Origin of the sequence: Paraburkholderia polaris, assembly GCF_012927345.1 — a bacterium.
In the GTDB taxonomy this organism is placed as follows: domain Bacteria; phylum Pseudomonadota; class Gammaproteobacteria; order Burkholderiales; family Burkholderiaceae; genus Paraburkholderia; species Paraburkholderia polaris.
Map to the genome: position 1 here is coordinate 1 of NZ_JABBGJ010000029.1, position 20,208 is coordinate 20,208.

Here is a 20,208-nt window from a genome sequence, read left to right on the forward strand (position 1 = left end):
GCACTGCCACAGCGGCCTGAAGTATGTGAGTCCGGGGCAGCGGCACCGCGGCGAAGCCGACGAGCTTCTGGCCCGACGGCGTGCGCTGTACGAAGACGCGCGCCTGCAGAACCCCGCACGCTGGTCAGGTGCCATCCGCAACTGGCACCTGACAGACGCGGTCTATCTGAACCCGGAGCGAACCCACGCCTCGGCCGGAATGTATAAGCACGCAGCGTAACGGTTCACGCGACAACTACCTTGACACACACCGGCGGCAAAGAAAGTAAGTGCCGCCCCGCACAGGGGCGACGCTAATAAACCACTAACAATTCAAAGAAACCCCAAACAACCGCAGACATACAAAAAGAAAACACCCACCACCAAAGGCAAAAAAACCCCCAACCTCAAGCATCCGCACCACCCAACGCACGCGACTCATCAGCAACATCGCCGTCATCACGCGCGTCATTACCATACTCAACAAGACGGTTATAAAGCGTCTTTAGACTAATCCCAAGAATCTCAGCAGCACGCGTCTTCACACCACCACATTGCTCGAGCGTAGCCAGAATCAGCTGACGATCCGCTTCGGCAAGCGAGGTGCCAAACGGAATCGTAATCGCCGTGCCGGCCGCAGGTTTCGACAACGTAATCTGCAGCGGCACCGTCGCCGTGCTATCCGAATCCGAACCCGACATGATATGCGCGCGCTGTACGTAATTCTTCAGCTCGCGCACATTCCCCGGCCACGGATACGACATCAACATCTCCTTCACAGCGGCTGGGAAATGCTTCTTCGTGCTGTGACGCTCGTTGAGTTCGTCGAGGAACGCCTGCGCCAGCAGTTCAACGTCCTTACCCCGGTCGCGCAGCGGCGGCAGACTGATCGGAAACACATTCAGCCGGTGGTACAGGTCGAGCCGCAACTTGCCTTCCAGCACCGCCTGCTCAGGATCGCGGTTGGTAGCCGCAATCAGGCGCACGTCCGTTTCAATTTCCTTGGTCGTGCCGACCCGCATGAACATGCCAGTCTCCAGCACGCGCAGCAGCTTCACCTGCAACTCGATCGGCATTTCAGTGATTTCGTCGAGGAACAGCGTGCCACCGTTCGCGCGTTCGAAATAGCCTTTGTGCTGGCGGTCCGCGCCGGTGAACGAGCCGCGCTCATGGCCGAACATTTCCGATTCGATCAGGTTCGGCGAGATCGCGCCGCAGTTCACCGCGAGAAACGCATGCTTGCGGCGCAAGCTCAGTTGGTGCAGCGTCTGGGCGGCGACTTCCTTGCCGGTGCCCGACTCGCCCACCAGCATGACCGAGGCTGCAGTCGGCGCGACACGGCTGACCTGGTCGTAGACCTCCTGCATGGCCGGTGAATTGCCGAGCATCAAACCGAAGCGGCCCATGCGGCGCAACTCGCCGCGCAAGGTGCCAATTTCCGCCTTCAGGTCGCCGGCGCGCGGCAGGCGCGACAGGATCGCCTTCACACGCTGCATGTTGATCGGCTTCACCAGATAGTCGGTGGCGCCCATCTTCAGCGCGTTGACCGCCGACTCCACCGTGGCGTGACCCGTGATCACGATCACCTCCACGCCGGAGCGCGGATCGAGATCTTCAAACAGATCGACTCCACTGCCGTCGGGCAGCTTCAGGTCGGTAAAGACGACGTCCGGCATCTGCCGGACCAGTTGAATGCGCGCTTCGCGCAAATCGCCCGCAGTGGCGGTAGTCAGACCGTCTTCCCCGATGATGGCGGAAAGCGCCTCGCGGGTACCGGCATCGTCATCGACAATCAGTACGTGTGGCATCGCGTCTCGAAAGCCCGAAAGCGTGAATAAGGGAACATGCAAAGCGCATGCTGAAAAGCCGGCCGACAGCCTGCCGCTGCGTCGCACGTGCGTTTTGATGTGAGCACACGCTAACGTTCCGCAAGAGCGCCGAACCTCTGACTTGATTCAATATTGCAACAATCAGCTGGAAAACCGCCCACCAAGGCGCGACATTGTTGTCTATTTACCTATTATACGGCTTTATCGAGACAAGTTTGTAATGTGCGTCAGGCGCTGCCTGTCGAAGCGGCACGCCGGTGCAACGGCGCACGGAAGGTCATCATTGCAGCCCCTAGCTACGCGGAAACGGCCACGCTTCACCTTTGCCGTTCGGATACGCCGAACCATTGGCGCCGTGCGCGGTGTCTGGCGCAGACGGGCCCGCACTCGCCGCGGTCGCGTTGCCGGACGGCGTAGCCCGCGTCGCCACCGTACCGCCCTCGCCTTCCCAGCGACTCAGCTCACGCGCCGCCGGAACCTGTGCAGCACGATTTCGCTGTACGTAGCGCACAGCCAGAAAGCCGCCGAGGGCCATCAGCGCGCCGAAGATGCCAATTTTGGGTCGTCCCATCGTGAACTCCTTGTTATCGTCAAACGGATCGACATCGAGCACTGCGCGTTAGCGCGCGCTGAGAACGCCAAGCAGGAAGCCGACACTCGCGGCAATGCCGATCGAGCGCCACGGGTTGCGCCGCACGTAGCGTTCGGTATTGACAGTCGCGACCCGGTAGCGGCGCTGCGCGTTCTGCTGTGCATCGCCGAGCGCCGATTGCAGCGTTTCGACATGCGCGCCCAAGCGCTCGCGCAACGCATCGACGCCCTCGCCCGGCACGTTGGCCGCAAGCCGCAGCATCTCTTCCGAGTCCGATAGAAGCACTCTTAGATCCTCGACAATCTTCTGGCCGCCGAGTGCAAGCTGTTGCGTGGTGTCAGTCATCATTCACTCCTATGTCTGAGTTCGGCGTTTGCGTCTTGTTTCCGGTACGTGGCGAACAATCGGAGAACCGCATCCGCCGTCGGCGCGCTTGAAGTTTGAACAGAGTCGCTCAAAAGCACGCGCATGTCGGATCCAATTCGCAAACGGCGTGCCCGGTAATTTTGCCGCTCTCATTCGATACGACGCGCGCTTAGGCACTTTCGACCGAGCGTGCGCCGGACTATTTCGCCGACCGTCACATGGATTGCCGGAAGCGGCGTCAAAGTGGTTAAATCGAATTTTTGTGAGATAGTGACTGCACTGGTCCGTCTTGCTCCGAGGGCTTCAAGGCCTGCGCGCCGCACCATCGAACCCCATTTGCACAGGACTCCCCGTTTATGGCGTCAATCGATCTAGACTCGCCCGCCGTCTCGGCCGCGCAGATGAAGCAGCGCGTCGCAGACGGCATCGCGGGACTGAAATCGTACGGGCTACTGTATGGCTCGTCGCCGGTGATGCTCGATCTGTACGAACAGATCGAACGCGTCGCCAGCACCGACGCGACCGCGCTGATCATCGGCGAATCCGGCACCGGCAAGGAACTGATTGCCCGCACGATTCACGATCAAAGCAGCCGCAAGAACGCACCGTTTGTCGCGGTGAACTGCGGCGCGATTCCTGACGAACTGATCGAAGCCGAATTGTTCGGTCACGAAAAAGGCAGCTTCACCGGCGCAGTCCAGGGCCGCATCGGCTACTTCGAACATGCGAACGGCGGCACGCTGTTTCTCGACGAAATCACTGAAATGGCCCCGGTGCGCCAGGTCAAACTTTTGCGCGCCCTCGAGACCGGCACGTTTTTCAGGGTCGGCGGCAACGAACTGATTCGTGGCGACGTGCGCGTGATCGCGGCGACCAATCGCGACCCCGCGGTCGCTGTGAAGGAAAACGGTCTGCGTGAAGACCTGATGTACCGGCTCGCGGTTTTTCCGTTGCGCGCGCCGCCGTTGCGCGAGCGTGAGAGCGATCGCGAACTGCTCGCGCAACACTTTCTCGCCTTACTGAATCACCAGGAAAGCACCAGCAAGAGCTTCAGCAAACGGTCGATCGAAACCCTGCGGACCTGGTCGTGGCCGGGCAACGTGCGCGAGTTGAAGAACGCGGTGTATCGCGCGTTCATCCTCGCGGAGAAGACGGTCGAGTTGCCGCATCCGCATCTTGCGTCGCGCGTGAAAAAGCCTGTGACGCAGGGCGACGCGATGAGCGTGTGGATCGGCACTCCGCTCGCCGATGCACAAAAGCAGATCATTCTCGGCACGCTCAAGTATTGCGGCGGCGACAAGCGGCGCGCGGCCAAAGCGCTCGGCGTGAGTCTGAAAACGCTGTACAACCGCTTGAGCGCATACGGCGACGAAGGCACGGAAGAAGACACCGAGCAATAAGCGGTACCAGGCGCTCATGCAGTTCGTTCGCATGAGCGCGTGTTTTCTGCGTACTGATCGTCTACTTTTTGCGCCCTCCTTGTGCGCTTGTTTTGCATTTCCTCTCTGCTGAAATGGCCTTTTCCGCACACCTGTCATCTCACAATTAATCCCTTCGCACCACCAATCAAATCGGCAGCTCCCCACCAGAAACCGATTTGACTCGCACCATCTTTTGCAATTGCTTGCACTTTCCCACTGCCAATTACAAATGGCATCCTGCAAAATGCTGCAGCGCATAGTGCAACGATGAGGAAGACGTGCCTTTCGCTCACGCACCGTTTTACTCACGTGCTTCGAGTGCAAGAACGGTGCATGAACGAAAGGCACTTGCAGGAGCAGAGACAGGGAAATGCAAAAAAGTATGGTGTGGGCCGAATGGGCAAAACGAACAGCCAAAGCGTCTAAAGCAGCTAAACGCGGACATCCGAATGCAACGGCGCTCGCCGCGTTGGCAGTGGCGATCTCGTCTGCGTTGAGCGGATGTAGTTCGCTCTACTCGGAAGGCGCCACCGCCGGCGCCGGTATCGCAGGTGCCGCGCTCGCGGCCAAAGTCACCAGCAATGCGGCAGTCGCTACCGGCATTGGTCTCGGCGCGGTAGCCGCGGCCCGCGCCGGCGTGCAGTACTCGGAGCGCGTGGTGCACACGAATACGCAGGACGGCATCGCCAAAATCGCCGGACCGCTCGAGGTCGGCGCGATTGCACCGTGGAGCGTGACCCACTCAATGCCGATCGAAGACGACGAACACGGCCGCGTCACGGTCAGCCGTACGATCAGTGCGGGCGCGCTCGACTGCAAGGAAATCGTCTTCTCGGTCGATCAGACCGCCACCAAGAATGTGCCGGCGAGCAGCGCGTTCTACGTCGCGTCGATCTGCCGTGACGGCGACAACTGGAAATGGGCGTCGGCCGAACCCGCCACCGAACGCTGGGGCGCGCTGCAATGAGGGCGCTGTCGCTTCCACGCCCCCGAAATGGACACGCGCTGTCCGCGCTACGCTGCGTCGATGGCGAGCCTGCCACCCGGGTCTCGCGCACGCCTGCGGCGGCGTTCTCCGGCAACCGGCTGCGGCTCGTGCTGGCCGGTGCGCTCTGCGTCGGCGCCAGTCTGCTGACGAGCGGCTGCTCGTCGGTGGGCGCGGTGAGCGGTGCCGCGGCCGGTGTCGCGTCGGGTCTCGTGACCACCAACCCCGCAGTCGGCATCGGTGTCGGGATCGCCGTGCAGGCCGCAACCGACGAAGCCGTCAACCGCTACATGCGCACCATGCACACCGATCAGCAGAACATGATCGCCGCGTTGGCGGGTGCGATGCCGGTCGGCGAGACGCGGCCTTGGGCGGTCAAGCACACACTGCCGATCGAGAACGGCCACGGGCAAGTGCGCGTCACGCGCGCGTTCAGCTCGGCGCTCGCGCTGTGCAAGGATTTCGTGTTCTCCGTTCAGGACGGCGACGGCCCGAACGCGCACGAAGACTGGTACACGGCGAGCGCATGTCAGCAGGACAAGGGCTGGAAATGGGCGTCTGCGGAGCCGGCGGTCGAGCGCTGGGGCAATCTGCAATAAAAAACGCGGCAGGGTCTCCCCTGCCGCGTTTTGCCTGAAGCGTCTTAATCAACTCGAGCGGATTTAAGACTCCACGTCTTCCAGACTGAAAATTTCCGTCTGGTCGTTGTACGAGAAGATCTCGCCATAACGGCCCCAGTTGATCACTGCGTCCAGCGTCTCTTCCGCGGCGCTGTCCGACAGAAAATCCTCCAGTTCCTGCTCGAAGCGCACGCGCGGCGCGCGATGCCCCGGCCGTTCGTTCAACACCTTCTTGATCCGCGCGGCGAGCGGCACGTGGCGCAGCAAGTGCTCGGCGAACATCATCTTGCGTTCCTGCGTGCCGAATTCCGCGAACACGCGTGCCGGCGGCGTCAGGAAAATATCCCCTTCGCGGATGTCAGCGAAGCCCAGGTGCTGCAGCACTTCGGCGACCGGGAACAGATCGTCCACCTCCAGATGCAGCGAACGGGCGATTTCCGGCATGTCGGCACGGCCATGGTACGGCGCGGCGGCCAGCGTTTCGATCAGACCGGCCATCAGGTTGGTGGACACGTGCGGCAGCCAGCTATGCAGCTCCAGCCCCTTCTTGGTCTTCTCGTCGGTCTGACGCGCGGTCATCTTCGCGTAGATATCGTCGACCAGCCGGCGAAACGCCGGGTCCAGGCGGTTACGCGGATGCTTGAACGGCACCTTGATCTCGGCGATCACACGGCCAGGATTCGACGACAGCACCAGAATCCGGTCGCACATGAACACCGCTTCCTCGATGTTGTGCGTGACGATCAAAACGGCCTTGATCGGCATGCGGCCTTGCGTCCACAGGTCGAGCAAGTCGGTCCGCAGCGTTTCGGCGGTCAACACGTCGAGTGCGGAAAACGGCTCGTCCATCAGAAGCAGCGTGGGGTCGACCACCAGCGCGCGTGCAAAGCCGACGCGCTGACGCATGCCGCCCGACAACTCGCGCGGATACGCGTTTTCAAAGCCGTCGAGACCGATCAGGTCGATTGCTGCCAGCGCGCGCGTACGGCGATCACTCGCGCCGACGCCTTGTGCTTCGAGACCCGCTTCCACGTTTTGCAGCACGGTCAGCCATGGGAACAGCGCGAAGGTCTGGAACACCATCGCCACGCCCTTGGCCGGGCCGTCGAGCGGCTTGCCCATATATGTGACTTCGCCGTCGGTCGGCTCGATCAGACCGGCGATGATGCGCAGCAGTGTCGACTTGCCCGAGCCCGAACGGCCCAGCAAACCGACGATCTCGCCTTCGCGCAACGACAGATTCGCGTCGTCGAGGACGAGCAGCTCGCCCTGCGACTTGTTGAACCCGCGGCACACGTCCTTGACGCGCAGGATCTCTTCACCGAGGCGCGGCGGCTTCGGCGGGGTCTGGATCGGCGCGGCGGTCATAGCAGCTTTAGGATTTTGCATCGCGTTTAGCCTTTATTTCTCAATCGAGCCGGAGCTTGGCTTCGGCGTAGGCGTACATCGGACGCCACAGCAGGCGGTTGAACAGGGTCACGAACAGGGACATCACGGCGATGCCCAGAATAATCTTCGGATAGTCGCCCGCCGCCGTGGTCTGCGCGATATAGGCGCCGAGGCCATGCGCCGCGACCTTGGTGTCGCCCCACTGGACGAATTCCGCGACGATGCTCGCGTTCCACGCACCGCCCGAGGCGGTGATCGCACCGGTCACGTAGTACGGGAAAATGCCCGGCAGCATGATCTGGCGCCACCACTGCCAGCCGCGAATGTGGAAGTTCGTGGCGGCCTCGCGGTAGTCGTTCGGATACGAACTCGCGCCGGCAATCACGTTGAACAGGATATACCACTGGGTGCCGAGCACGATCAGCGGCGACAGCCAGATGTCCGGATTCAGATGAAAGCGCACGATCGCGATCACGAACACCGGGAACAGCAGGTTCGCCGGGAACGCGGCGAGGAACTGGGCAATCGGCTGCATCTTCTCCGCCAACGCCGGCCGCAAGCCGATCAGCACGCCGATCGGCACCCAGATCACCGAGGCGATTGCGATCAGCAGCACCACTCGCAGCAGCGTGATGAGCCCCAGTACGAACACGTGCCAGACTTCGTCGAGCGACACACCGGTGCGCACGTACGTGACCACGCGGTACACCACATAGACCGTGGCGAGCAGCACCAGAATTGCCCAGACAATGTCGCCGATGCGCGAGGTCTTCTCGCGCTGCGGAATCTGGAAGCGCGGGCCGCGAAACGCCGGCAACCTGAAGTTGACGCGCGCAGCCTTGGCGAACATCCAGCCGAGCGGCACCAGCAGACGGTGAATCAGATGGGTGCGGCGGATCAGGTCGAGCAGCCACGATTCCGGCGCATTGCCCGAGCTGGTGGTTTCCATGCGGAATTTATCGGCCCACGCGACCAGCGGGCGGAACATAAACTGGTCGTACGCAAGAATCACGACCGTCATGGCGAGGATCACCCACCCGACCGCATGCAGATTCTTATCGGAGATCGCCTGCGCAAGATAAGCGCCGATACCCGGTAGCGTGATCGTATTGTTGCCGACCGTGATGGCTTCCGACGCGACCACGAAGAACCAGCCGCCCGACATGGACATCATCATGTTCCAGATGAGGCCCGGCATCGAGAACGGCACTTCCAGCTTCCAGAAGCGCTGCCAGGAAGTCAAATGAAAGCCCCGCGAGACTTCGTCCAGATCGCGCGGCACCGTACGCAGCGACTGGTAGAAGCTGAACGTCATGTTCCACGCCTGGCTCGTGAAGATCGCGAAGATCGCCGCCAACTCGGCGCCGAGCACGCGGCCCGGGAACAGTGCGAGGAAGAACGTGACGGTAAACGAAATGTAGCCGAGCACCGGCACCGACTGCAGGATGTCGAGAATCGGCACCAGCACGAGGCCGGCGCGGCGGCTCTTGGCAGCCAGCGTGCCGTACACGAGCGTGAAGATCAGCGAGGCGACCATCGCCGCCAGCATGCGCAGGGTGGTGCGCATGGCGTACTCGGGCAGATTCGACGGGTCGAGCGAGATCGCCTGAGTCTTGAGCGTCGACATCGGCGCCAAGGTCTCGTGAAAGCCGATCGCCGCCATCGCGATGATGCAGATGATCAGCGGAAAGGCGACGAAGTCCCAGCGATTGGGCAGCACCCGCCATGCCGACGCATTGGCGGTGCGCTTCAGGTTGAAGCTGAAATCCATCAGACGCTCTCCCTATTCATATAGGCATTCAAACGCACGAAAGGGGCCACGGCTTCGGCGCGGCAGTCTGAAGATCGGTCCGGAAAGCGGAAATCAGGCATGGCAAAACGCATGTGCGCGGTAAATCGTTAGCGTTGGAGACACGTGGACCGGTGACGAATGTGTCCACGGGCAAGCCGCCCGGGACCCCAATCGTCAAGCCGGGCTCCTGTCGCCGCGGGCGCCGCCCGAAGGCTGGCGGGCTTTCCTTGTTTTGGACGGCACGACACTACACCATCCTATGTTTCAGGCACAACCTTTCACGGCAAATAGCAGCAAATAGCGGCGAACGCCCCGGCAACGGCCTTTGGCCCGCGTTGGCGAGGCGTGATGCAGCGGGCCCGCTGTCGTGCGCCAGCCATTTTCGCGGCAATCACGATGGCTGCCCGGACCGCATTTCAAACACCCCGAAAACCCGTGCAGCCATTCAGAAAGCTGACGCGCTGCCGTTAAGAACCTGATGGGCAAGGCGGACGTACTTCGCATTCCCGCAATAACGGTGGCGTCAGGCCCCATGACGGTTAAAATCAGGAGACGACACGCCTATTTGCGGTTATGCCGGGCCACAGCGCGGCCCACACCGAGGCGTATCGCCACCCGCTTCCACAAGGGCGAAACAGCGCCAGCGCGCTGCCACGAATGAGCTAGTTGCATGCCACAGCCAGACGGATTAGAGGGTCGATGAACAGGACAACCTTGCGCCAGGCAACCGGACCGATCAGCTTCGTGCTGATCGTGCTCGTTTGCTGGTTCGTGGCCGGCATGGTCGCGGACCGGATGGTACAGCAAGAGCTGGACGCGGCCTTGCGCGCGCAGCGGCAAATGTCCACGTCGATCGTTGACAACATGGCAGAGGTGATCGCCAGCGACCTCGCGATGTCTCGGGCCATCCCCGCAACCATGGCCGAAATGGACGTGGTCCAGCACGCGCTGGTGCAATCCCAGAATTATGCCGCGAACGGCGAAACGGCGGAACCCGCCCTGCGCGCCACGTTGTTAAAAGACCCGCAGATGCACACCGTGAGCAATTTCCTGCACGACGCACAAGGCTTCTCCGGGCTCGACCAGATCTGGCTCGTCAACGCCAACGGCATCTGCGTCGCGTCGAGCAACTCCGTTAATAACCCGCTTGCCGCGGAACGCTCCTTCGTCGGCGTCGACATGCGCATGCGCGGCTACTTGGTGAATGCCCTGCTCGGCGCCTTTTCGGAAGCCTATGGCGTCGGCCGCAATAGCGGCGAGCCGGGCATCTTCATCGCCGCGCCAGTGTACGCCGACGGCCTGCTGGTTGGGGCAGTCGTCGCCAAGGTGGGGATCGCGCGGTTGCGCCACTGGGTCGCGCATGCCGGCACCTTCGTCGCCGATGAAAACGGCGTCATCATCATGGCGCACAACAGCGAACTCGAAGGCCACGCCCTGCCCAACTCGCGCGTCACGCAGATGAGCGCAGTCGAGCGCATGACCGTCTATCGCCGCGAAATCCTCCCCGACATACAGATTCAGGTCGACACGCAGGTGCGCGAACAGGCACCCTGGGTGCCCACAGCTGTCGCCGGCCAGCTGTTCGGCATGAGCGTGCAGCCAGCGCCGTCCCTGTACCAGGCGCGCGGCGGCTTGAACTCGGGGTTGTCGGCGCATCTGGTTGATCCGCTCGCGGCGTGGCCCGAACTGCTACGCAATCACAAGCGCGATCATCTGCTGGTGTTTCTGACGCTGGCCGGTACGGTCGCGCTCGCGTGGGTGATCACCGTGTCGTACGTGCGCGAGCGGCGCCACCATCGCGCCACTCGCGATCTTGCCGAGCAATTGCAATCGGCCAACACCCTGCTCTCGGCCGAGGCGCGCCACGATGCGCTGACCGGCGCGCTGTCGCGGCGCTACTTCCTCGATCTGCTGCGCCACGAGATCGAACGTGCGCATGCGGGCAACGAGCCGCTGTGCATGGCGATCGCCGACCTCGACCACTTCAAGCAGATCAACGACCGCTTCGGCCACGCCGCCGGCGACCGCGCGCTCGAACATTTCGTCGACACCTGCCGGGCTGAGTTGCGCGGCACGGATGCGATCGGCCGGCTGGGCGGCGAAGAGTTCGGCTTGCTGCTGCCGGCCACGGATCTGGCGGGCGGCCGCGAAGTCGTCGAACGCTTGCGCCTGCGACTGAAGGCGATTCCTTCGCCGAAGCTGCCGGCCTCGGTGGGCTTGAGCGTGAGCATCGGCATCACCGAACTCTCCGCCGACGATCTGCCCGAGCGCATCATGAGCCGCGCCGACACGGCGCTTTACGCCGCGAAGACAGGCGGCCGCGACCGCACCGAAGCGCTTCCGCCCGACGACACCGCGCCGCCCGCGCGGACGGTGGCCAACGCCTGGTGACGCGTGCTGACGCTTGGTGACACCTGGTACTGCGGCAGTCATCGACGCAATTCAATTCGCACCGTCGCGCCGGCGGCACCCCGATGAGCGCGGTAGCTGACGCAAAGCAAGCCGCGGCCTCGGGCGTCCCGCAACGAAGCAGGTATCATCAACCCTGACATTGAGGTTGCCGCTACCGCTCTAACGGGAGATTCGCATGAAGGGAAATTTGGTCATCGTCTGTCGCGATCAGGATGCTGACGCATTCGACCATTTGCTAGCCGAATATGGCGCGTTCCAGACGCGCTTGTCGTCGACCGCGTGGTATCTGAAACTGGCTGTCGCGCCGGAACTGATTCAGGAAGAAATACTCGCGCGTCTTGGCAAGTACACCACGCACTACATCTTCGAGGCCGAAACGGTAACGTGGAATACGGTCGATAGTGACGCGGCGAATGCGTTGAACACGCTGTTTTCAGACTAGCCCAACGGTTGCCGCACGCGCCCAGAGGGCGCATTCGACACTGCATTCCGGCCGCCGGATTCCACACTGGATTCCGAACATTGCGTTCGGAACCGCTTTCCGGCCTAGACACAACGGGGGCGGGCGCCTGCCGCCCTTGCCCCGCTCAACCTACCAGACGCTTTCCGAGGCCGCCATGACACGCGGCACCACTTCGAACGGAAAGCTCATCAAGACTCGCAAGCCACGGCCGCCGTGGTTGCCGATCTCCCACTCCCCGCCCGCACGCCGCACCAGACGCTCGACGATCGCGAGCCCCAGTCCGCTATGACCGTTGCCGCCGCGTGCCGGGTCGAGCCGGACGAACGGCCGGCTGGCATTGATCAGGTCCTGCGCGGCGATACCGCTGCCGTTGTCGCTCACCGAAAGCGTGAAACCTTGCGCCGTGCGCGCCGTGGCGACGACGACCGGCGGCGCGCCGTAGGCATGTGCGTTGTCCAACAGGTTCGACAGGATCCGGTCGAGTGTCGCCGCGGGCAGCAGGAACCCGGGCCCCGCGCCGAGTTCAGTCCGCACGGTGGGCGCACCGGCAGCGACCGCGCGGTAACTGCGGACCACGCGGTCGCATTGCGCGTCCACTTCGACCGCTTCGCTGCGATCGGCGCCGTCGTGTGCGAACACCAGAAACTGTTCGACGATATGCGTCATCGAGTCGACGTCGCGCACGACGCCGTCACGCATTTTCACTTCTTCCATCATTTCGGCGCGTAGCCGCAAGCGTGCCAACGGCGTTTTCAGATCGTGCGCGACGCCGGCCAGCATCACGGCCCGGTCGTTTTCAGTGCGCGCCACTTCCTGAACCATCTGGTTGAAGCCGTGCGTCAACTGCCGCAACTCGCGCGGACCGCGCTCGGGCACCGGCGGCACCGGCAGGCCACGGCCGAAGCGCGCCACTGCCTGGGCAAGCGAGCGCAACGGCTGCTGCAGCGCCCACGCGGCAAAGAGCGCCGCCATCACCGCGAACGAGAAAATGATCGCGAGCCACAGCACCGTGCGATCGAGCGAACGCGGCGGACGCAATGGCTGCACCGGCACGACGATCCAGCTGCGATCCGTGTTGCCGCGCACCCACAGCGTGGGCGGACGCCCTGGCTGGCCGACCCGCACCTGGGTGCCGGCAGGCATGCGATCGCGCACGTCCTCGATGAAACGTTCAAGCGGCGGCGGCAGCGCGGTGCTATCCGGCGGCACGTCGGGGCTCGCCGGATCGACCAGCTTGACGCGCGACGGCAAGGGCTGGTCTGGCGTGCGGGCGACGTGCTGGCGCACCGCGTCGACGAGGAAAGTGGCTTCCTCGACTGCGTAGCGCGTTTGCAACTGGCTGCGCTCGAGCCGCATGAGCGCGTACCACGCGAAATGCGACAGCAGCAGCACCGCAATGACTAGCAGCGCCAGGCGCCCGAAAAGCGAATCAATGGGCCGGCGCATGCTGTTCGCCATCCGGCACGAACACGTAGCCGCGGCCGCGCACCGTTTGAATGAAGCGCGGCGTGGACGGATCGGTTTCGAGAATGCGACGCAAACGCCACACCTGTACGTCGATGCCGCGGTCGGTGCCGTCGTATTCCGGGCCATGCAGCAGTTCGAGCAGGCGCTCACGGGTGAGCGTGCGCATGGGGTGATTGACGAAAATCTTCAGGAGCGCGAATTCGCTGCCCGACAGCGTGAGCGGCTTGTCTTCGAGATGCAGCGTGCGCGACTGGAAATCCAGCGTGAAGCGGCCGAAGTTGAACGGCTCGCGCTGTTCCGGTGCCGCCGCCGACGGCAGCGTGCGGCGCCGCCGCAGCACCGCCTGCACGCGCGCCAATAGCTCGCGCGGGTTGAACGGCTTGCCGAGATAGTCGTCCGCGCCGAGCTCCAACCCGACAATCCGGTCGACGTCGTCAGCACGTGCGGTGAGCATGATTACCGGGATGTCGTCGCCCGACGCGCGCAGCTTACGCAGCGCGGTCAGCCCGTCTACGCCCGGCATCATCAGATCGAGCACGATCAGATCGGGACGCTCGCGCTCGAGCCTGCGCTCAAGCGTACCCGCGTCGTGCAGCACCGAGACTTCGATGCCCTGACGGGCCAGATAGTCGCGCAGCAGATCGCGCAATTCGACGTCGTCGTCGACAACAAGTATTTGAGTAGCCATGGGATGAAGTTTAACGCGCAGCAGGAAGGGTTTTCGATTTCAGACGGCCCGCAAGGGTTACCGGGTGTTACGGTGAAAGGCGTGCGTAATGACCCGTAATAGCCGCATCAAGCCACGTAACACAGCGCCGGGCGCAGTTCTCTACGCTGTGACTTACCGAATGCAGGCCGTCCACATTACCGGTTGCATCGTCGGCTATTCCATTACAGGGAGTCTTACATGTCCACCAAAAAAATGTCGCGCGTTCTCGCCGTTGCCGCCACTGCCCTCGCCATCGGCGCGGGCGCTGCCTATGCCGCACAGCCCGCCGGTCAAGGCGGCTGGCATGGCCACTTCATGAAGGAACTGACGCAACTGCATGACCAGTTGAAGCTGAACGCGGATCAGGAAAAGCAATGGCAGGCCGCGCTCGACACCATGAAGCAGAACCACGAGGCCATGCGCGCCAATCACAAACAGATCAAGGACCAGTTCAAGGCCGCGCAGCAACAGCCGATCCTGGATCTGAACGCCATGGCTAACGCACACCAACAAGTTGAGCAGAAAGACGCGCAACTGCGTCAGCAAACCACGGACGCGTGGCTCAAGTTCTATAACGGTTTGAATGACCAGCAGAAGACCACCGTCAGCACCGCACTGAAGCAGCGTTTTGCGAAGATGGAAGCGCGTCACGAAAAGATGCACGAGCGCTGGGAGCATCGTAAGGGCGCAGCGTCGGCACCGGCTGCGAATCAATAAACGGCACGACGTGGGCGGAAGGCGGGCTGCGCGCCGGCCGTCGTCCGAATGCAAAAACGCCACGGAAAACCCTCCGTGGCGTTTTTGCGTTGCATGCAGCCGGCACTTCAAGCCGAGGTATTCATTGTGATCGCTGGTGGCTGCTGGCTGGTGGCTGGTAGCAACTAGTAACTAGCGGCCATCAGTCATCGGCCGACGAACGCACGGCCGATGATTGGCGCCTATCCGCGCTTATCCGTTGAGCTGCCCTAGATCGAACAGCAGCACTTCGGCGTTCTCGCCCTTTTCGAGCGTCACCGAATCGGTCTCGCTGAGCTTGGCGGCGTCGCCGGCCTGGAGCGCTTCGCCATTCACAGTCAGCGCGCCGCGCGCTACGTGCACATACGCCAGCCGGCCTTTCGGCAACGTGAACGTAGCCTGCTCCGCGCCGTCGATCAGCGCCGCGTAGATCGAGGCATCCGCGTGAATCGTGACCGAACCGTCCCGGCCGTCGGGCGACGCGACCACGCACAGACGCCCGCGCTTATCGGCGTCGTCGAAGCGTTTTTCCTCGTAGCCGGGCTGGTCGCCCGCGCGTTGCGGGATCACCCAGATCTGCAACAGGTGCGCCGGTTCGTCCTGCGATGCATTGAACTCGCTGTGCTGCACGCCCGTGCCGGCGCTCATGCGCTGCACGTCGCCGGGACGGATGGTCGAGCCGTTGCCCATGCTGTCGCGGTGCGCGAGCGCGCCTTCGAGCACGTACGTGACGATTTCCATGTCGCGGTGACCGTGCGTGCCGAAGCCCTGGCCGCCGGCGATGCGGTCTTCGTTGATCACCCGCAGCGGCCCGAAATGCACGTGTTGCGGGTCGCGGTAGTCGGCAAACGAGAAGCTGTGATACGAGTCGAGCCAGCCGTGATTGGCGTGGCCGCGTTCGTCGGAACGGCGAATCTCGATCATGAGGGTCTCCCGGTAAGTAAATAGCGATGCCCAGAATGTATGGGCGCGAAGCGCACTAAACAATCGGCAACGGCGCACCGGATCGTTTCATAAATCCGTGCAATCGCGCCCCGGTGGGGCGCACGCGGCATTGCCAGGCCGGCTACTGGCGGTTCTCCTCGCCATACCGGCCGCCGGCTTGTCGATCACTAACGCGAATGAGCGCGAACAAGAACAACCGGAGCGCGGCCCGACACCGTCGCGCATGCACAACGCATGTGCCCACCCACCGGCAGCCAAGGGCGTTCCGCACTGGCGCCCCGCCCCTGTTCGGGTAAAATACCGCCCTTTTCGAGACGCGTGGGCCCAGAAGCCGCGCCGGGAGCCCCGGCAGCCGGGCCCGCGATGGAATAGCCGCGGGTTTCAGCCCCTCGCCAATCTTGCTTGATACGTCGAAAAGACATCGGCGGGAGCGAAATGGGACCGAAGCCGGACCGAAGCGGAATCGAAGCGAAAGCCATACGCGGCGCGACAATTTTGACCGCCTAGAATAGCGACGGCCGGCCACGAGCCGGCGGTCGTCGAGATCGGCACACCACGACGATCAGTTTGATCCAGGAGAAACATGAAGAAGGCCGCACTGTGCGTGGCGCTTGCCGTCATGGCCACCACCAGCGCCATGGCGAAAGAATGGAAAACCGTGCGCATCGGGGTGGACGCCAGCTACCCGCCGTTCGAATCGACGGCGGCCAGCGGCCAGGTAGCCGGCTTCGACGTCGATTTGACGAAAGCGCTGTGCGCGAAAATGAACGTCAAGTGCGTATGGGTCGAGCAGGACCTGGACGGGATCATCCCGGCGTTGAAGGGCAAGAAGTTCGACGCGATCGTGTCGTCGCTGACCGTCACGGACAAACGCCGCGAGCAGATCGATTTCTCCGACAAGCTGTTCGACGCCCCGGCCCGCATGATCGCCAAAGCCGGCTCGCCGCTGCTGCCCACGGCTGAAGCGCTGAAGGGCAAGCATGTCGGCGTCGAGCAGGGCTCGACTCAGGAAGCTTACGCCAAGGCGTACTGGGAGCCCAAAGGCGTGATCGTGGTGCCCTACCAGAATCAGGATCAGGTGTACGCCGACGTCGCTTCGGGGCGTCTCGACGCCGCGTTGCAGGACGAATTGCAGGCCGACGCCGGGTTCCTGAAGACGTCGCGCGGTAAAGGCTTCGCCTGGGCCGGCCCGGAAGTGAAAGACCCAAAGACGATCGGTGAAGGCACGGCTATCGGCCTGCGCAAGGATGACGTCGAGCTGAAAGCGATGTTCAACAAGGCGTTGGCGCAAGTGCATCAGGACGGCACGTTCAGGAAGCTCGAAAAGCAGTACTTCGACGTCGACATCTATCCTGGTCACTGAATGGATCACCGGGCAGGGGCACTGCCCCGGTCACTGAGCCGCTCGCTGAGCGGGCCTCCGGCTCGGCAACCGGTGAGGTAACCAGCAAGAAGAAGCAACGAGAAGCGACACACAGCAACACGCAGCACCCGCGAAACTCGGGGCTCGCCCGCATGGGCTTTCCCGAGGCTTCGTAATACAGTCGGTAATCGCTTCAAAAACAGCTTCAGAAACAGTTTCAACCCCGATTCAAAACGAGAGTCGAAAAGCGCGCTGCAAGACCGGTAACGGTCATGCAGTCATGATTTGCACAGCGGTGCGCTGTGCGCCGCAGGAAACGGCGAGCCCAGGCTCGCAGCAAACGCGGTGCAGAGCTGGCCGCGTCTTTCGCGGTGCGTCGCAAACGCATCGTCAAGGACCCCATATGTTCCTTCAAGGCTACGGCCCGCTGCTTCTCAACGGCACCTGGCAAACCGTCAAACTGGCGGTGTTGTCGCTGGCGTTCGCTTTCGTGCTGGGCCTGCTCGGCGCGGCGGCGAAACTGTCGAAGAACCGCTTCACCTATAGTGTCGGCACTGTCTACACGACGCTCGTGCGCGGCGTGCCCGACCTGGTGCTAATGCTGCTGCTGTTCTACAGCATCCAGATCTGGCTGAATAACCTGACCGATCTGCTCGGCTGGGACCAGATTGACATCGACCCATTCGTGGCCGGCGTCGCGGTGCTCGGCTTCATCTACGGCGCGTACTTCACCGAGACTTTCCGCGGCGCGTTTCTCGCGGTGCCGCGCGGTCAGCTCGAAGCGGGCTCGGCCTACGGCATGACCGGCTGGCAAGTGTTCTCGCGGGTGATGTTCCCGCAGATGATGCGCTTCGCGCTGCCCGGCATCGGCAACAACTGGCAGGTGATGGTGAAAGCCACGGCGCTGGTGTCGATCATCGGTCTCGCGGATGTGGTCAAGGCCTCGCAGGATGCGGGCAAGGGCACGTTGCGGTTCTTCTTCTTCACCCTGCTCGCAGGGGCGATCTATCTCGTCATCACCACAGTGTCCAACTTCGTGCTGATGTACCTCGAAAAGCGTTACTCGACCGGCGTACGAAAGGCGGATCTATGATCGAGATCATTCAGGAATACTGGCGCAACTATCTTTATAGCGACGGCTACCGCCTCACCGGCGTCGTGATAACGCTGTGGCTGCTGGTGGTGTCGATCGGACTCGGCTTCTGCCTGTCGATTCCGCTCGCGGTCGCACGGGTGTCGAAGAAGAAATGGCTCGCCGGTCTGGTGTGGCTGTATACGTACATCTTTCGCGGCACGCCGCTCTACGTGCAGCTGCTGCTGTGCTACACCGGCCTGTATAGCCTCGAAATCATCCGTAATAACGAACTGACCAACGCGTTCTTCCGCGACGGCATGCATTGCACGCTGCTCGCGTTCACGCTGAACACCTGCGCGTACACCACCGAAATCTTCGCTGGCGCGATCAAGGCCACGCCGTATGGCGAGATCGAAGCGGCACGCGCGTATGGCATGTCGTCGTTCACGTTGTACCGGCGGGTGATTCTGCCGTCAGCGCTGCGCCGCGCGTTGCCTTACTACAGCAACGAAGTGATCCTGATGCTGCACGCCACCACCGTCGCGTTCACCGCGACCGTGCCGGACATTCTCAAGATCGCGCGCGACGTGAACTCGGCCACGTATCAGTCGTTCAATGCGTTCGGCCTCGCCGCCCTGCTCTATCTGTTGATTTCTTTTGCGCTCGTGTGGCTGTTCCGCCGCGCCGAGCGCCGCTGGCTCGCTTACCTGCGGCCGCAAGGCAAGTAATTAAGAAGGGCACTGTGCCCCAAAGCAAGTAAGCCCGCCAAGGATCCCGATGAACACCAAGAAGCAAAAGCTCTTCGTCGACGAGCTTCACAAACAGTACGGCGACAACGAAGTCCTCAAGGGCGTGTCGCTGAAGGCCAACGCCGGCGACGTGATCAGCGTGATCGGCTCGTCCGGTTCGGGCAAGAGCACGATGCTTCGCTGCATCAACTTCCTCGAGCAGCCGAACGCCGGGCGCATCTTTGTCGACGGTGAAGAAGTCCGCACGCAGCTCGCCAAGAACGGCGCGCTGCGCGTATCCGATCCGAAGCAGTTACAGCGCGTGCGCACCAGGCTGTCGATGGTGTTCCAGCACTTCAACCTGTGGTCGCACATGAACGTGCTCGAGAACATCATCGAGGCACCGGTCAACGTGCTGGGTCTGAAGCGCAAAGAGGCCGAAGAACGTGCGCGCCAGTATCTGGAGAAAGTGGGCCTCGCGCCTCGTCTCGAGAAGCAGTACCCGTCGCATCTGTCGGGCGGTCAGCAGCAACGTGTCGCGATCGCGCGTGCGCTGGCCATGCATCCGGACGTCATGCTGTTCGATGAACCGACTTCCGCGCTCGATCCCGAGCTGGTCGGCGAAGTGCTCAAGGTCATGCAGACGCTCGCCGAAGAAGGCCGCACGATGATTGTCGTCACGCATGAAATGGCGTTCGCGCGCAACGTGTCGAATCACGTGATGTTCCTGCATCAAGGCCGCGTCGAAGAAGAAGGCCATCCGGACGAAGTCTTCAAGAACACGAAAAGCGACCGGCTCAAGCAGTTCCTCTCCGGCAGCCTCAAATAAGACTGTCACACAGCCCGCTATTTGGGCTGTAGTCGAAGTAGCATTACAAGGCGCTTACGGTCGCCTTTTTTACTTCGCTCACCTGCACATTCCGGCCATTCTGGCCTCGAAATTGGGCCCAAACCTGGCTTGAGCCCCCCTCCTTTCGCCCTACTCTGCCGCATATAAAGCGTCAATAGTGGCAATCCTTAACGTTGTTCGTCCCAATCCGTGATTCCCTTGCCACATAAGGGTTTCCCGTCTTTTTGTGGATGTTGCAATGATTCCTTGTACACATTCGTATTGCAATTTGGAGACACCGGCCCAGGCCGGACCTAATTTCTTCTCCCACTCCAGGGTATTTTTGATAAATTAGTAACCAAAGTAGCAAAACAAAGTTCATTAAAAGTAGTTTCACTTCAAAGCAACAGAGGAGAACCGGTCGGCGAGGGATCGGCATGGCGCGAAGAATAGCCCTCTGAGGCTATCCGTCACGGCAGGAGACCCAATCCACCCGCTAATCTCCCTGG

General features: G+C 62.2%; 18 protein-coding genes and 1 pseudogene. 11 read left to right on the forward strand and 8 right to left on the reverse strand.

Annotation, left to right across the window (positions count from 1 at the left end; translation table 11 throughout):
• Positions 1 to 220, forward strand: a pseudogene (locus HHL24_RS25260) (IS3 family transposase); the annotation flags it as partial.
• Positions 221 to 386: 166 nt separating this feature from the next.
• Here the strand turns inward: HHL24_RS25260 and HHL24_RS25265 are convergent.
• From HHL24_RS25265 to HHL24_RS25275, 3 genes are all read right to left on the reverse strand, one after another.
• On the reverse strand, positions 387 to 1,787 hold the full coding sequence (locus HHL24_RS25265) for a sigma-54-dependent transcriptional regulator (RefSeq protein WP_169488088.1): 1,401 nt from the start codon (positions 1,785 to 1,787) through the stop codon (positions 387 to 389).
• A gap of 313 nt (positions 1,788 to 2,100) precedes the next feature.
• Positions 2,101 to 2,379: a hypothetical protein gene (locus HHL24_RS25270; RefSeq protein ID WP_169488089.1), complete on the reverse strand. Its 279-nt coding sequence runs from the start codon at positions 2,377 to 2,379 to the stop codon at positions 2,101 to 2,103.
• Positions 2,380 to 2,427: 48 nt separating this feature from the next.
• Positions 2,428 to 2,745 carry a DUF883 family protein gene (locus tag HHL24_RS25275; protein ID WP_169488181.1) on the reverse strand — a complete coding sequence of 106 codons (318 nt, stop codon included), beginning with the start codon at positions 2,743 to 2,745 and terminating at the stop codon, positions 2,428 to 2,430.
• Positions 2,746 to 3,122: 377 nt separating this feature from the next.
• On the opposite strand from HHL24_RS25275, the gene HHL24_RS25280 reads away from it, so the two are divergent.
• The 3 genes from HHL24_RS25280 (at position 3,123) to HHL24_RS25290 (ending at position 5,771) form a co-directional block, all read left to right on the forward strand.
• Complete coding sequence (locus HHL24_RS25280; RefSeq protein WP_169488090.1) at positions 3,123 to 4,166, forward strand: sigma-54 interaction domain-containing protein; 1,044 nt, start codon at positions 3,123 to 3,125, stop codon at positions 4,164 to 4,166.
• Between the two features lie 391 nt (positions 4,167 to 4,557).
• Entirely contained in the window at positions 4,558 to 5,154 is a 597-nt protein-coding gene (locus tag HHL24_RS25285; protein WP_206003013.1) for a hypothetical protein, read from the forward strand.
• Positions 5,151 to 5,771, forward strand: a complete 621-nt coding sequence (locus HHL24_RS25290) for a hypothetical protein (protein ID WP_230417563.1) — start codon at positions 5,151 to 5,153, stop codon at positions 5,769 to 5,771. Before HHL24_RS25285 ends, HHL24_RS25290 begins: the two co-directional genes overlap by 4 nt.
• A 63-nt stretch (positions 5,772 to 5,834) precedes the next feature.
• Here the strand turns inward: HHL24_RS25290 and HHL24_RS25295 are convergent, their stop codons facing one another.
• Together HHL24_RS25295 and HHL24_RS25300 are read right to left on the reverse strand one after the other, a co-directional pair.
• Positions 5,835 to 7,181, reverse strand: coding sequence for an ABC transporter ATP-binding protein (locus HHL24_RS25295; protein ID WP_169488091.1), 1,347 nt, complete (start codon positions 7,179 to 7,181; stop codon positions 5,835 to 5,837).
• A 19-nt stretch (positions 7,182 to 7,200) separates the two neighbouring features.
• Complete coding sequence (locus tag HHL24_RS25300; protein WP_169488092.1) at positions 7,201 to 8,952, reverse strand: ABC transporter permease; 1,752 nt, start codon at positions 8,950 to 8,952, stop codon at positions 7,201 to 7,203.
• 720 nt (positions 8,953 to 9,672) lie between these two features.
• On the opposite strand from HHL24_RS25300, the gene HHL24_RS25305 reads away from it, so the two are divergent.
• Together HHL24_RS25305 and HHL24_RS25310 are read left to right on the forward strand one after the other, a co-directional pair.
• Positions 9,673 to 11,364 (forward strand): sensor domain-containing diguanylate cyclase, encoded by a 1,692-nt coding sequence (locus HHL24_RS25305; protein ID WP_169488093.1) that lies wholly within the window; start codon positions 9,673 to 9,675, stop codon positions 11,362 to 11,364.
• Between the two features lie 196 nt (positions 11,365 to 11,560).
• Positions 11,561 to 11,827: a double-stranded DNA-specific endonuclease gene (locus HHL24_RS25310; RefSeq protein WP_074763386.1), complete on the forward strand. Its 267-nt coding sequence runs from the start codon at positions 11,561 to 11,563 to the stop codon at positions 11,825 to 11,827.
• Positions 11,828 to 11,977: 150 nt separating this feature from the next.
• Here HHL24_RS25310 and HHL24_RS25315 read toward each other — a convergent pair whose 3' ends face one another.
• Both HHL24_RS25315 and HHL24_RS25320 read right to left on the reverse strand, forming a co-directional pair.
• Positions 11,978 to 13,294, reverse strand: a complete 1,317-nt coding sequence (locus tag HHL24_RS25315; RefSeq protein ID WP_169488094.1) for an ATP-binding protein — start codon at positions 13,292 to 13,294, stop codon at positions 11,978 to 11,980.
• The gene (locus tag HHL24_RS25320; protein ID WP_054035058.1) at positions 13,278 to 14,003 is read right to left on the reverse strand and encodes a response regulator; all 726 of its coding nucleotides are present in this window, start codon (positions 14,001 to 14,003) and stop codon (positions 13,278 to 13,280) included. The genes HHL24_RS25315 and HHL24_RS25320 overlap by 17 nt, the downstream gene beginning before the upstream one ends.
• Positions 14,004 to 14,222: 219 nt before the next feature.
• Here HHL24_RS25320 and HHL24_RS25325 point away from each other — a divergent pair, with 219 nt between their 5' ends.
• Positions 14,223 to 14,741, forward strand: coding sequence for a periplasmic heavy metal sensor (locus HHL24_RS25325; RefSeq protein ID WP_169488095.1), 519 nt, complete (start codon positions 14,223 to 14,225; stop codon positions 14,739 to 14,741).
• Between the two features lie 231 nt (positions 14,742 to 14,972).
• Here HHL24_RS25325 and HHL24_RS25330 read toward each other — a convergent pair whose 3' ends face one another.
• Complete coding sequence (locus tag HHL24_RS25330) at positions 14,973 to 15,683, reverse strand: pirin family protein (protein ID WP_169488096.1); 711 nt, start codon at positions 15,681 to 15,683, stop codon at positions 14,973 to 14,975.
• Between the two features lie 604 nt (positions 15,684 to 16,287).
• Here HHL24_RS25330 and HHL24_RS25335 point away from each other — a divergent pair.
• The 4 genes from HHL24_RS25335 (at position 16,288) to HHL24_RS25350 (ending at position 19,699) form a co-directional block, all read left to right on the forward strand.
• The gene (locus HHL24_RS25335; RefSeq protein ID WP_169488097.1) at positions 16,288 to 17,067 is read left to right on the forward strand and encodes an ABC transporter substrate-binding protein; all 780 of its coding nucleotides are present in this window, start codon (positions 16,288 to 16,290) and stop codon (positions 17,065 to 17,067) included.
• Positions 17,068 to 17,470: 403 nt separating this feature from the next.
• Positions 17,471 to 18,160, forward strand: coding sequence for an ABC transporter permease (locus HHL24_RS25340; protein WP_169488098.1), 690 nt, complete (start codon positions 17,471 to 17,473; stop codon positions 18,158 to 18,160).
• Positions 18,157 to 18,870, forward strand: coding sequence for an ABC transporter permease (locus HHL24_RS25345; RefSeq protein WP_169488099.1), 714 nt, complete (start codon positions 18,157 to 18,159; stop codon positions 18,868 to 18,870). Before HHL24_RS25340 ends, HHL24_RS25345 begins: the two co-directional genes overlap by 4 nt.
• Positions 18,871 to 18,919: 49 nt before the next feature.
• Positions 18,920 to 19,699: an ABC transporter ATP-binding protein gene (locus HHL24_RS25350; protein ID WP_169488100.1), complete on the forward strand. Its 780-nt coding sequence runs from the start codon at positions 18,920 to 18,922 to the stop codon at positions 19,697 to 19,699.
• Positions 19,700 to 20,208 lie beyond the last annotated feature (509 nt).

Bases quoted from the DNA above. Each gene is read 5' to 3' on its own strand.
- HHL24_RS25265 (WP_169488088.1), bottom strand. From the start codon at position 1,787: ATGCCACACGTACTGATTGTCGATGACGATGCCGGTACCCGCGAGGCG.
- HHL24_RS25270 (WP_169488089.1), bottom strand. From the start codon at position 2,379: ATGGGACGACCCAAAATTGGCATCTTCGGCGCGCTGATGGCCCTCGGC.
- HHL24_RS25275 (WP_169488181.1), bottom strand. From the start codon at position 2,745: ATGACTGACACCACGCAACAGCTTGCACTCGGCGGCCAGAAGATTGTC.
- HHL24_RS25280 (WP_169488090.1), top strand. From the start codon at position 3,123: ATGGCGTCAATCGATCTAGACTCGCCCGCCGTCTCGGCCGCGCAGATG.
- HHL24_RS25285 (WP_206003013.1), top strand. From the start codon at position 4,558: ATGCAAAAAAGTATGGTGTGGGCCGAATGGGCAAAACGAACAGCCAAA.
- HHL24_RS25290 (WP_230417563.1), top strand. From the start codon at position 5,151: ATGAGGGCGCTGTCGCTTCCACGCCCCCGAAATGGACACGCGCTGTCC.
- HHL24_RS25295 (WP_169488091.1), bottom strand. From the start codon at position 7,181: ATGCAAAATCCTAAAGCTGCTATGACCGCCGCGCCGATCCAGACCCCG.
- HHL24_RS25300 (WP_169488092.1), bottom strand. From the start codon at position 8,952: ATGGATTTCAGCTTCAACCTGAAGCGCACCGCCAATGCGTCGGCATGG.
- HHL24_RS25305 (WP_169488093.1), top strand. From the start codon at position 9,673: ATGAACAGGACAACCTTGCGCCAGGCAACCGGACCGATCAGCTTCGTG.
- HHL24_RS25310 (WP_074763386.1), top strand. From the start codon at position 11,561: ATGAAGGGAAATTTGGTCATCGTCTGTCGCGATCAGGATGCTGACGCA.
- HHL24_RS25315 (WP_169488094.1), bottom strand. From the start codon at position 13,294: ATGCGCCGGCCCATTGATTCGCTTTTCGGGCGCCTGGCGCTGCTAGTC.
- HHL24_RS25320 (WP_054035058.1), bottom strand. From the start codon at position 14,003: ATGGCTACTCAAATACTTGTTGTCGACGACGACGTCGAATTGCGCGAT.
- HHL24_RS25325 (WP_169488095.1), top strand. From the start codon at position 14,223: ATGTCCACCAAAAAAATGTCGCGCGTTCTCGCCGTTGCCGCCACTGCC.
- HHL24_RS25330 (WP_169488096.1), bottom strand. From the start codon at position 15,683: ATGATCGAGATTCGCCGTTCCGACGAACGCGGCCACGCCAATCACGGC.
- HHL24_RS25335 (WP_169488097.1), top strand. From the start codon at position 16,288: ATGAAGAAGGCCGCACTGTGCGTGGCGCTTGCCGTCATGGCCACCACC.
- HHL24_RS25340 (WP_169488098.1), top strand. From the start codon at position 17,471: ATGTTCCTTCAAGGCTACGGCCCGCTGCTTCTCAACGGCACCTGGCAA.
- HHL24_RS25345 (WP_169488099.1), top strand. From the start codon at position 18,157: ATGATCGAGATCATTCAGGAATACTGGCGCAACTATCTTTATAGCGAC.
- HHL24_RS25350 (WP_169488100.1), top strand. From the start codon at position 18,920: ATGAACACCAAGAAGCAAAAGCTCTTCGTCGACGAGCTTCACAAACAG.